Source organism: Gordonia sp. IEGM753 (genome assembly GCF_050321825.1).
Taxonomy (GTDB): Bacteria; Pseudomonadota; Gammaproteobacteria; order Pseudomonadales; family Pseudomonadaceae; genus Aquipseudomonas.
The window spans coordinates 385,726-397,541 of sequence record NZ_JBNQGB010000001.1 but is presented as its reverse complement, the minus strand read 5'-3'; the positions used below and the strand labels follow the sequence as shown (position 1 = coordinate 397,541).

Annotated in this window: 9 protein-coding genes; 6 read left to right on the top strand and 3 right to left on the bottom strand. The window is 58.6% G+C overall.

The window, feature by feature from the left end; translation table 11 throughout:
• Nucleotides 1-660 carry a GntR family transcriptional regulator gene (locus ACQR3R_RS01795; protein ID WP_428270196.1) on the bottom strand — a complete coding sequence of 220 codons (660 nt, stop codon included), beginning with the start codon at nucleotides 658-660 and terminating at the stop codon, nucleotides 1-3.
• 266 nt (nucleotides 661-926) lie between these two features.
• Here ACQR3R_RS01795 and xdhA point away from each other — a divergent pair, with 266 nt between their 5' ends.
• The 4 genes from xdhA to guaD all read left to right on the top strand — a co-directional run bounded on the left by xdhA (nucleotide 927) and on the right by guaD (nucleotide 7,080).
• Nucleotides 927-2,381: a xanthine dehydrogenase small subunit gene (gene xdhA / locus ACQR3R_RS01790; RefSeq protein ID WP_428270195.1), complete on the top strand. Its 1,455-nt coding sequence runs from the start codon at nucleotides 927-929 to the stop codon at nucleotides 2,379-2,381.
• Nucleotides 2,374-4,773 carry a xanthine dehydrogenase molybdopterin binding subunit gene (xdhB, locus tag ACQR3R_RS01785; protein WP_428270194.1) on the top strand — a complete coding sequence of 800 codons (2,400 nt, stop codon included), beginning with the start codon at nucleotides 2,374-2,376 and terminating at the stop codon, nucleotides 4,771-4,773. The genes xdhA and xdhB overlap by 8 nt, the downstream gene beginning before the upstream one ends.
• A 148-nt stretch (nucleotides 4,774-4,921) precedes the next feature.
• Nucleotides 4,922-5,767 (top strand): xanthine dehydrogenase accessory protein XdhC, encoded by an 846-nt coding sequence (gene xdhC / locus ACQR3R_RS01780; protein WP_428270193.1) that lies wholly within the window; start codon nucleotides 4,922-4,924, stop codon nucleotides 5,765-5,767.
• Nucleotides 5,768-5,775: 8 nt separating this feature from the next.
• Entirely contained in the window at nucleotides 5,776-7,080 is a 1,305-nt protein-coding gene (gene guaD, locus ACQR3R_RS01775) for a guanine deaminase (protein ID WP_428270191.1), read from the top strand.
• Between the two features lie 202 nt (nucleotides 7,081-7,282).
• Here guaD and ACQR3R_RS01770 read toward each other — a convergent pair whose 3' ends face one another.
• Nucleotides 7,283-8,047: an FCD domain-containing protein gene (locus tag ACQR3R_RS01770; RefSeq protein ID WP_428270190.1), complete on the bottom strand. Its 765-nt coding sequence runs from the start codon at nucleotides 8,045-8,047 to the stop codon at nucleotides 7,283-7,285.
• Nucleotides 8,048-8,403: 356 nt separating this feature from the next.
• On the opposite strand from ACQR3R_RS01770, the gene ACQR3R_RS01765 reads away from it, so the two are divergent.
• The gene (locus ACQR3R_RS01765; RefSeq protein WP_428270188.1) at nucleotides 8,404-9,600 is read left to right on the top strand and encodes a benzoate/H(+) symporter BenE family transporter; all 1,197 of its coding nucleotides are present in this window, start codon (nucleotides 8,404-8,406) and stop codon (nucleotides 9,598-9,600) included.
• A gap of 38 nt (nucleotides 9,601-9,638) precedes the next feature.
• Here the strand turns inward: ACQR3R_RS01765 and ACQR3R_RS01760 are convergent, their stop codons facing one another.
• Nucleotides 9,639-9,983: a 50S ribosome-binding protein YggL gene (locus tag ACQR3R_RS01760; protein WP_428270186.1), complete on the bottom strand. Its 345-nt coding sequence runs from the start codon at nucleotides 9,981-9,983 to the stop codon at nucleotides 9,639-9,641.
• A 233-nt stretch (nucleotides 9,984-10,216) separates the two neighbouring features.
• On the opposite strand from ACQR3R_RS01760, the gene dacB reads away from it, so the two are divergent.
• Nucleotides 10,217-11,677 carry a D-alanyl-D-alanine carboxypeptidase/D-alanyl-D-alanine endopeptidase gene (gene dacB, locus ACQR3R_RS01755; RefSeq protein ID WP_428270185.1) on the top strand — a complete coding sequence of 487 codons (1,461 nt, stop codon included), beginning with the start codon at nucleotides 10,217-10,219 and terminating at the stop codon, nucleotides 11,675-11,677.
• The last annotated feature ends 139 nt before the right edge of the window (nucleotides 11,678-11,816 follow it).

The window sequence follows — 11,816 nt, the reverse complement described above, 5'->3', positions numbered from 1 at the left end:
TTAAGCGACCGTCAAGGCAGAAACCACCAGATCGCTGCTGCGCTGGGCATACGCCGTCAGCACCACGCGGATCAGCGGAAAGTCACGGGCTATCACCGCAGCCAGCAAGCGTTCGAACAACTCCAGAAACTCGCTCATCGACGCCTTGCGCTGTTCCAGGGCAAGGAAATAGGCGCGGCTCATGGCTGGTTGCAGATTCTCGACGGTTTCTTGCAGGTACGGATTGTTGGCGAACGGATAAGCGGCACGCATCACGCTGAAGCTGTCGTCGACAAAGCCGCGAATGTCCTGGCGCTCGAAACTGGCGGTCAGGCGCTGCTGGATCTGCAGGAACGGCGCCAGGTCGGACTGGGCCTGCCAGCCACTGGCGACGGCGTTGCCCAGCAAAATGTACAACTCGCTCATTAACGTGCACAGGCTTTGCACCTTGTGCGCCGTCAGCTCGGTGACGTGCGCACCGCGTCGCGGCAAAATCGCGATCAGGTGACGACGCTCAAGGATCAGCAAGGCCTCGCGCACCGAGCCACGGCTGACGTTGAGGGCCAACGTGACCTTCTGCTCCTGGATGCGCTCTCCTGGCTTCATTTCGCCACGAATGATGCGTTCGGCGAGGTGGTGAGCAATTTGCTCGGCGAGGCTGTCCGGCGCCTTGAACGTCATGGTTGTCCTTCAAACTCTATCGATCTGCACAAGCGGCGCAGTGTAGCGCAGATGAAGGGTTATGGCGGAGTGCCCACTCAGCGGTTTTGGCACGATTCAAGCAAAAAGCAGGCTATCCCGAGAGGGTCAATAATGAAGGAACCGGTTGTTTATCGACAAAATGCATTTTCCTGACCTTTAAGTCAGAAAATCATTGACCGAAAAGTCAGACCTGATAAATTCGGCTCAAGTCGGTTAACAACAATAATGAGTCTGCGAGGCCTTCCGTGATCCAGTTTTTACTAAACCAGGAACTCCGTAGCGAGCACGCCCTGGACCCAAACCTGACCGTGCTCAATTATTTGCGCGATCATGTGGGCAAACCCGGCACTAAAGAAGGCTGCGCCAGCGGTGACTGCGGTGCATGCACTGTAGTCGTTGGCGAGTTGCAAACGGATGATGACGGCCGCGAACACATTCGTTATCGCAGTCTCAACTCGTGCCTGACGTTTGTTTCGTCATTGCACGGCAAACAGCTGATCAGCGTCGAAGACCTCAAGCACAAAGGCGAACTGCACAGCGTGCAAAAAGCCATGGTCGAGTGCCACGGTTCGCAATGTGGCTTCTGCACTCCGGGTTTCGTGATGTCGCTGTTTGCATTGCAAAAGAACAGTGACCAGCCGGATTCGCACAAGGCCCACGAAGCGCTGGCCGGCAACCTCTGCCGCTGCACGGGCTATCGACCGATTCTGGAGGCTGCCGAGCAATCGTGCTGCGCCAAGCAACCGGATCAGTTCGACGCTCGCGAAGCCGACACCATCGAACGCCTGAAAGCCATTGCCCCAACCGACATTGGCGAACTCAACAGTGGCGACAAGCGCTGCCTGGTGCCACTGACCGTCGCCGATCTGGCGGACCTTTACGACGCGTACCCACAGGCTCGCCTGCTGGCTGGCGGTACCGATCTGGCGCTGGAGGTCACGCAGTTCCACCGCACCTTGCCGGTGATGATCTACGTCGGCAACGTCGCTGAGATGAAGCGCATCGACACCTTCGATGACCGCATCGAAATCGGCGCCGCTGCTGCCCTTTCCGACTGCTACGAAGCGCTGAACGCCGAGTACCCGGATTTCGGTGAACTGCTGCACCGTTTCGCATCGCTGCAAATTCGCAATCAGGGCACGCTCGGCGGCAATATCGGCAACGCCTCGCCGATTGGTGACTCTCCACCACTGCTGATCGCGCTCGGCGCGCAGGTCGTGTTGTGCAAGGGTGAAACGCGACGCACGCTGAACCTCGACGATTACTTCATCGATTACAAGGTGACTGCGCGCCAGGAAAGCGAGTTCATCGAGAAGATCATTGTGCCGCGTGCCAGCGCCGAACAATTGTTTCGTGCGTACAAGGTTTCCAAGCGCCTGGACGACGACATCTCCGCCGTCTGCGCCGCGTTCAATGTGCGCGTGGAAAACGGTGTCATCACCGACGCCCGCCTGGCGTTCGGCGGCATGGCAGCCATCCCGAAACGTGCCGCCAACTGCGAAGCGGTGTTGCTCGGCGCGCCGTTCAACAACGCAATCGTCGAACGCGCCTGCGTCGCACTGGCTGAAGATTTCACGCCGCTTTCGGACTTTCGCGCCAGCAAGGAATATCGCCTGCTGAGTGCGCAGAATCTGCTGCGTAAATACTTTATCGAACTGCAAACACCGCACATCGAGACTCGGGTGACCGCTTATGTCTAATCATCACGCTGTAGAGAAGACCCAAGCCGAACTGGCTGACCTGTTCGCCAAGGACCTGACCACTGGCGTAGGCCGCAGCGTCAAGCACGACAGCGCCGCCAAGCACGTTTGCGGTGAAGCGCAGTACATCGATGACCGTTTGGAATTCCCGAATCAGTTGCATGTTTACGCACGGTTATCGGACCGCGCCCACGCCAGAATCATCAGCATCGACACCGCACCGTGCTACGCCTTTGAAGGTGTGCGCATCGCCATTACCCACGAAGACGTGCCGGGCCTGAAAGACATCGGCCCGTTGATGCCGGGCGATCCGCTGCTGGCCATTGATGATGTGCAATTTGTCGGTCAACCAGTGCTCGCTGTCGCCGCCAAAGACCTGGAAACCGCACGCAAGGCGGCGATGGCTGCGATCATCGAATACGAAGATCTGGAACCGGTTCTGGATGTGGTCGAAGCCTTGCGCAAACGCCATTTCGTGCTCGACAGCCATACCCATCAGCGCGGCGATTCGGCGGGCGCGCTAGCGACTGCAGAGCATCGCATTCAAGGCACGCTGCACATTGGCGGCCAGGAACACTTCTATCTCGAAACCCAGATCTCTTCGGTGATGCCAACTGAAGACGGCGGCATGATTGTCTACTGCTCGACGCAAAACCCCACCGAAGTGCAAAAACTGGTGGCCGAAGTTCTCGACGTCTCGATGAACAAAATCGTGGTCGACATGCGCCGTATGGGCGGTGGTTTCGGCGGCAAGGAAACTCAGGCCGCGAGCCCGGCGTGCCTCTGCGCTGTCATCGCGCACCTCACCGGCCAGCCGACCAAAATGCGCCTGCCGCGCGTTGAAGACATGCTGATGACCGGCAAGCGTCACCCGTTTTACGTCGAGTACGACGTCGGCTTCGACAGCACCGGTCGCTTGCACGGTATTGCGCTGGAACTGGCCGGCAACTGCGGTTGCTCGCCTGACCTGTCGGCATCGATTGTCGACCGTGCGATGTTCCACGCCGACAATTCGTACTACTTGGGCGATGCAACCATCAACGGTCACCGCTGCAAAACCAACACCGCGTCAAACACTGCTTACCGCGGTTTCGGTGGCCCGCAAGGGATGGTGGCGATTGAAGAAGTGATGGACGCCATTGCCCGGCATCTGGCGCTCGATCCTCTGTCGGTGCGCAAGGCCAACTACTACGGCAAAACCGAGCGCAACGTCACGCATTACTACCAGACCGTCGAGCACAACATGCTCGAGGAAATGACCGCTGAACTGGAAGAAAGCAGCCAGTACGCGGAACGCCGCGAAGCAATTCGCCGCTACAACGCCAACAGCCCTATCCTCAAGAAAGGCCTGGCGCTGACGCCGGTTAAATTCGGGATTTCGTTCACTGCCAGTTTCCTCAACCAGGCCGGTGCGCTGATCCATATTTACACCGACGGCAGCATCCACCTGAACCACGGCGGCACCGAAATGGGCCAGGGGTTGAACATCAAGGTCGCGCAGGTCGTGGCTGAAGTGTTCCAGGTGGAAATCGACCGCGTGCAGATCACCGCGACCAACACCGACAAAGTGCCAAACACCTCGCCGACCGCGGCTTCCAGCGGCGCTGACCTGAACGGCAAAGCAGCGCAAAACGCGGCTGAAATCATCAAGAAGCGCCTGGTCGAATTTGCTGCGCGGCACTACAAGGTGAGTGAGGAAGACGTGGAGTTCCACAACGGTCATGTGCGGGTTCGCGATCACATCCTGACCTTTGAGGCGCTGATCCAGCAGGCGTATTTCGCTCAGGTATCGTTGTCGAGCACCGGCTTCTACAAAACCCCGAAAATCTTCTATGACCGCAGCCAGGCGCGCGGCCGCCCGTTCTATTACTTCGCGTTTGGCGCAGCGTGCTGTGAAGTGATCGTCGACACCCTGACTGGCGAGTACAAGATGCTGCGCACCGACATTCTCCACGACGTCGGTGCCTCGCTGAACCCGGCCATCGACATCGGCCAGGTCGAGGGCGGTTTCATCCAGGGCATGGGCTGGCTGACCATGGAAGAGCTTGTGTGGAACAACAAGGGCAAACTGATGACCAACGGCCCGGCCAGTTACAAGATCCCGGCAGTGGCAGACATGCCGCTGGACCTGAGGGTGAAGCTGGTGGAGAACCGCAAGAACCCGGAAGACACGGTGTTCCATTCCAAGGCTGTCGGCGAGCCGCCGTTCATGTTGGGTATCGCCTCATGGTGTGCGATCAAGGATGCCGTGGCGAGTTTGGGCGACTACAAGCATCAGCCCAACATCGATGCCCCGGCGACCCCGGAGCGGGTGTTGTGGGGTTGCGAGCAGATGCGCAAGTTGAAGGTGGCGAAGGTCGTTGAAGATGAAACTGAATTGGCTTCGCTCTAAGACCGCGTCGCGTCCAATCGCTAGCAGGCTAGCTCCCACAATGGATCTTCAGTAAGCACAAATTCTGTGGGAAACAGAGATCCAAAGGTGAGAGCCAGCCTGCTGGCGATGACGCTCTAACAGACGACTAAAGAAGTCGAGGTGAATTATGTACAACTGGATCGACGCCCTCGCCGACCTGCAATCGCAGGGTGAACCCTGCGTGTTGGTGACCATCATCGAAGAGCTTGGCTCGACGCCGCGCAATGCCGGTTCGAAGATGGTCATCAGCGCCTCCCAGACGTTCGACACCATTGGCGGTGGACACCTGGAATACAAGGCCATGCAAATCGGCCGCGAGATGCTCGCCAGCGGCAAACAGGACACGCACCTTGAGCGCTTCAGCCTGGGCGCCAGCCTCGGCCAGTGCTGCGGTGGCGCTACCGTGCTGCTGTTCGAACCCATGGGTCAGGTCCAGGCGCAAATCGCCGTATTCGGCGCCGGCCATGTCGGTCGTGCGCTGGTGCCGTTGCTGGCGAGCCTGCCCTGCCGGGTGCGCTGGATCGACTCCCGGGAAGCGGAGTTTCCGGAGCAGATCCCGCACGGTGTGCGCAAAATTGTCAGCGAAGAACCGGTCGACGAAATCGATGACCTGCCCATTGGCAGCTACTGCATCGTCATGACGCATAATCACCAACTCGACCTCGAACTGACCGCCGCGATCCTCCAGCGTAACGACTTTGCCTACTTCGGCCTGATCGGTTCGAAGACTAAACGGGTGAAGTTCGAACATCGCCTGCGTGATCGTGGTTTTGACAGCAGCGTGCTGCAACGCATGCGCTGCCCGATGGGGATTGGCGAAGTCAAAGGCAAGCTGCCCGTGGAAATCGCCATCTCCATCGCCGGTGAAATCATCGCCACTTATAACGCGAACTTCGGCCAGCAGACTGCCAGCGCCGGATCATCGATTGCCAAACTGCTGCCTGCTTCACGCCGCAGCCAAGCCTCCCACTGAGAACTGACATGCCTCTGACTCGCAAAGCTTACCGCGCCGCCATTCTGCACAGCATCGCCGACCCCGCCGAAGTGGGGATCGACGCCTCGTATGAGTATTTTGAGGACGGCTTGCTGGTGGTCGATAACGGCCAGATCAGCGCGCTCGGTCACGCCAGCGACTTGTTGCCGACCTTGCCCGCCGATATCGAGATCACTCATTACAAAGACTCACTGATCACACCGGGCTTCATCGACACCCACATCCACCTGCCACAAACCGGCATGGTCGGAGCGTACGGCGAGCAACTGCTGGACTGGCTAAACACCTACACCTTCCCGTGTGAAAGCCAATTCGCCGACAAGGCTCATGCCGATGAAGTCGCAGACATCTTCATCAAGGAACTGCTGCGCAACGGCACCACCACTGCGCTGGTATTCGGCAGCGTGCACCCGCAATCGGTGAACTCGTTCTTCGAAGCGGCTCAACAGCTGGACCTGCGCATGATCGCCGGCAAAGTGATGATGGACCGCAACGCGCCGGACTACCTGACCGACACCGCTGAATCGAGCTACGTCGAGAGCAAGGCGCTGATCGAGCGCTGGCACGGCAAGGGCCGTTTGCACTACGCCGTGACGCCACGCTTCGCCCCCACCAGCACCCCGGAACAACTGACACTGGCCGGCCAATTGCTCGGTGAATACCCTGACCTGTACATGCAGACGCACATCAGCGAAAACCTCAAGGAAGTGGAGTGGGTCAAGGAGTTGTTCCCGGAGCGCAAGGGCTATCTGGACGTCTACGACCACTACCAACTGCTGGGCGAGCGCTCGGTATTTGCGCACGGCGTGCACCTGTGCGACGACGAATGCGCGCGACTGGCCGAAACCGGCTCGGCCATTGCCTTCTGCCCGACCTCGAACTTCTTCCTCGGCAGCGGTTTGTTCAACCTGCCAATGGCCGAGAAACACAAACTCAATGTTGGCATCGGTACCGATGTCGGCGGCGGCACCAGTTTTTCGCTGCTGCAAACGCTGAACGAAGCGTACAAAGTCATGCAGTTGCAAGGTGCACGCCTGAGTCCGTTCAAGTCGCTCTACCTGGCAACCCTTGGCGGCGCCCGCGCGCTGCGATTGGAAGACAAGATCGGCACGCTGCTGCCAGGCACTGACGCCGACTTCCTGGTGCTGGATTACCACGCCACGCCATTGCTGAGCTATCGCTTGAAGCAAGCCAACACTATTGCCGAGACGCTATTTGTGTTGATGACCCTGGGCGATGACCGGACCGTGTTGCAGACTTACGCGGCGGGTACGCTGGTGCATCAGCGTTAAGTTTTCAGGCATAAAAAATCCCCCAGCGCTTTTCAGCCTGGGGGATTTTTATTGTCTGTCCTGCCGCCATCGCCAGCAGGTTGGCTCCCACAGTGATTTGTGGGGTTAACAAGATGTGCGTGCGACTCAGACCCAGCAGATGTGCATGCGACCTCAGAACCTGTGGGAGCCAGCCTGCTGGCGATAGGCCCACCACGAACCATCAGATTTTCGCGGAAGACCTACTCGGCTTCTTGGTTTGCAACAAATGCGAAAACACCGCATGCAAATCATCCGACGCGCTTTCTTCGTCGAGGTTGAGTTTGCTGTCGATGTGATCCATGTGATGCATCATCAGGTTCACCGCCAACTCACCATTGCGCGCTTCGATCGCATCGATCAACTGCGTGTGTTCGTCATAGGAACAGTGCGAACGGTTGCCACTTTCGTACTGCGCAATAATCAACGAAGTCTGCGACACCAGGCTGCGCTGAAAGCTGATCAGCGGTGCATTCTTCGCCGCTTCAGCCAGCTTCAAGTGGAACTCGCCCGACAAACGGATACCGGCCCCGCGATCACCACGGGAAAAACTGTCGCGCTCGTCGTTGACCATCTGCCGCAACTCGGCGATCTGCTCGGCGGTAGCGTGCTGCACTGCAAGTTCAGTGATAGCGCGTTCCACCAGGCGCCGGGCCAGGAACACCTGACGTGCTTCCTCGACACTTGGGCTGGCAACCACGGCGCCACGATTTGGCCGAAGCAACACGACGCCTTCATGCGCCAGGCGCGACAAGGCGCGGCGAATGATGGTGCGGCTGACCCCGAAAATTTCCCCCAGCGCTTCTTCGCTCAACTTGGTGCCGGGCGCCAGACGCTGTTCGAGGATGGCCTCGAAGATATGCGCGTAGACAATATCGTCCTGGGTACCGCTGCGGGCTGCTTTGCCAGCTCGCGGTTGTTTCTTTAGGGGCTGCAACTGTTCGTTCATGGGCACTCGAGTCGGGAGAACTGCGGCGAATTGACGGTGACTGTAATACGGCACAGTGGGTCGCTGGCAAGTATCGCGTAAAAAACACCGCGATTGTACACAATGGATGGTGGCAACACGACTGTACGGCTGTTTGTGGCCCCGGCTGTATTGCAACGGTACGTTACATTTGAGTTTAGGCTTGAATGCAGAATCCGCTTTAACGCAATCCCTCTTGTGGGAGCGGGCTTGCTCGCGAAAGCGTCGCGGCAGTCGATATTGATGCTGAATGTGAAGCCGCTACCGCGAGCGGGCTCGCTTCCACAATGTCTGGCATTGCCCAGGACATCTTCATTTGTATAAGGAACACCGCCGTCATGAACGACGCCACGCACACACAGCTCCGTCCGCTGGCCGATACATCGCCTTCGGCCATCGTCGCCGGGTTCATCGCGATGATGACCGGTTACACCAGCTCACTGGTGCTGATGTTCCAGGCCGGGCAAGCAGCCGGCCTGACCGCCGGACAGATTTCTTCGTGGATCTGGGCGATATCGATCGGCATGGCGGTGTGCTCGATTGGCCTCTCGTTGCGCTATCGCACACCGATCACCATTGCCTGGTCGACGCCCGGCGCCGCGTTGCTGATCACAAGCCTGGGCGGTGTCACGTATGGCGAAGCCATCGGCGCGTACATCACCTGTGCGGTGCTGGTGACAATTTGCGGCCTGACCGGCAGTTTCGAACGGCTGGTGAAAAAGATCCCGGCGTCCTTGGCCGCGGCTTTACTGGCAGGAATTCTGTTCAAGATCGGCAGCGAAATTTTCGTCGCCGCGCAGCATCGTACAGCACTGGTGCTGGGCATGTTCTTCACCTACCTGGTGATGAAGCGCCTGTCGCCGCGCTATGCGGTACTCGCCGCGCTACTGATCGGCACTGCGTTATCCGGGTTCATGGGCCTGCTGGATTTCAGCGGCTTTCACCTTGAAGTGGCCACGCCGGTGTGGACCACGCCACACTTCTCACTGGCGGCGACCATCAGCATCGGCATACCGCTGTTCGTGGTGGCCATGACCTCGCAGAACATGCCCGGCATCGCGGTGCTGCGTGCGGACGGCTACAACGTGCCAGCCTCGCCGCTGATCACCACCACCGGCATCGCCTCGCTGCTGCTGGCACCGTTTGGCTCCCACGGGATCAACCTGGCCGCCATCAGTGCGGCGATTTGCACGGGGCCACATGCGCACGAAGATCGTAACAAGCGCTACACGGCGGCAGTCTGGTGCGGGATTTTCTACGGGATCGCCGGGGTATTCGGCGCAACATTGGCGGCGTTGTTTGCCGCGCTGCCCAAGGAACTGGTGCTGTCGATAGCCGCGCTGGCGCTGTTTGGGTCGATCATCAATGGCTTGAGCATCGCCATGAGCGAGGTCAAGGAGCGTGAAGCGGCGCTGATCACCTTTATGGTCACGGCGTCGGGGCTGACGCTGTTTTCCATCGGCTCGGCGTTCTGGGGAATTGTCGCGGGGGTGTTGACGCTGGTGATTCTGAACTGGCGTAAAGCCCAGGCATAAAAAAACGGCGACCCCAAGGGTCGCCGTTTTTTATGACATCAAGCTACCGGATTGATCGGCTTTTCCGGGTACCAAACGTCGATCAGCGGGCTGACGGTTGCTTCGGTCAGTTCGCTGCGGCCTTTGAGCCAGGCTTCAACAGCGGCACGCTGCTCTTCGGAAACCGAGCCACGCTTTTGCAGGCAAACCAGACCGAAGTCATCGCCGCCAACATAGCCCAGACCGTTGGCTTCCATGGCTTCTTTCAGAAACGCGTCGAGGAAAGCATCAATGGCTTCTTCAGCCAAATCTTCTTTGAAATCCAGGTTCAGCTCGAAACCCAGCTCTTGAAATTCATCGACGCACAGTTTTTTGCGCAGACGCTGGGAACGGTTAGTCGCCATTGGAACAATCCTCATAAGTAATAACGGGCGGCACTTTAGCAGTTTAAGCCGTTAATTGCCCGAATCTCTGGGCTCAATGGCGTACCACTGGTAAAAAATAGCCAATTAGAGGCCCAAGGCACGGCACAAGGCCTTACACCTTGGGGCATAATGCCGACACTTTCATGACCACTGAGGGAATTTATCTTCATGCCCTCGCCTTTTTTCCCCTCGACTGCAGGGTTCTATTTCAGATGATCAAATCTTTGCGTCCATTGTTACTCGCCGGTTTGTTGCTTCCACTGGCCCTTCCTGTTTATGCCGCCCCGATCAATACCGCCCTGACACCCAATGTCGAAAAGGCCCTCAAGGCCAGCAAGTTGCAGGACAGCGCATTGTCACTGGTGATGATTCCGCTCACCGGACCGGGCACCCCAACCATTTTCAATGCTGACGTTTCGGTCAATCCGGCCTCGACCATGAAGCTGGTTACCACCTACGCGGCCCTGGAAATGCTCGGCCCGAACCACCAGTGGAAAACCGAGTTCTACACTGACGGCACGCTCAGCGGCGGCATCCTCAACGGCAACCTGTACCTCAAGGGTGGCGGCGACCCGAAGCTGAACATGGAAAAACTCTGGCTGCTGATGCGTGACCTGCGCGCCAATGGCGTAACGCAAATTACCGGCGACCTGGTGCTGGACCGCAGCTTTTTCGTGCAGCCACAACTGCCCGAGTTCAACGATGACGGCAATGATGAGAACAAGCCGTTCCTGGTCAAACCCGACTCGCTGATGGTCAACCTCAAGGCTCTGCGCTTTGTGGCGCGCAATGACAACGGTCGGGTATTGATATCGGTCGAGCCGCCCATTGCCAGTATCCGCATCGAAAACCAGGTCAAGGCCATCAACTCCAAGCAATGCACCGGTGGCGTGCGTTACAACCCGGTAACCCAGGCCGATGGCAGCGTGACCGTGACGGTTGGCGGCCAGTTGGGCGATGGTTGCAGCTCGCAGACTTACCTGTCGCTGCTCGATCATGCCACCTACACCGCTGGCGCCGTGCGCGCGATCTGGAAGGAACTGGGTGGCAGCATCCAGGGCAAGGACGTAATGGCGCCAACCCCGAGCAGTGCCAAGTTGCTGGCCCGGGCGTACTCGCCGGATCTGGCGGAAATCATTCGCGATATCAACAAATACAGTAACAACACCATGGCCCAGCAGTTGTTCCTGAGCCTGGGCCAGAAATACCGCAATGAAGCCGACGGTGACGACGCCAAGGCTGCTCAGCGTGTGGTGCGTCAGTGGCTGGCAAAGAAAGGCATTACAGCACCGCACCTGGTGATGGAAAACGGCTCCGGCCTGTCGCGTGCTGAACGCGTCAGTGCCCGGGAAATGGCGGCCATGCTGCAAGCCGCATGGCACAGCCCTTACGCCGCCGAGTACATCAGCTCGTTGCCGATTGCGGGCACCGACGGCACCATGCGCAAACGCCTGAAAACCACCGCCATGCGCGGTGAAGCCCACGTGAAAACCGGCACCCTTAACACTGTGCGTGCGATTGCCGGCTTCAGCCGCGACGTCAACGGCAATACCTGGGCGGTCGTGGCGATCCTCAACGACAAGGCACCGTTCGGCGCATCGTCGGTGCTGGATCAGGTGCTGCTGGACCTGTATCGCCAGCCGAAACTACAGGACACGGCTTCGGTGCTGTAAAGCACACAGTTCCCATGTGGGAGCGAGCCTGCTCGCGATGACGGCAGCACATCCAACATCAATGTGACTGACAGACCGCTATCGCGAGCAGGCTCGCTCCTACAATCGGCCGGCGCTGAACACAACTCCCCTGATCGAC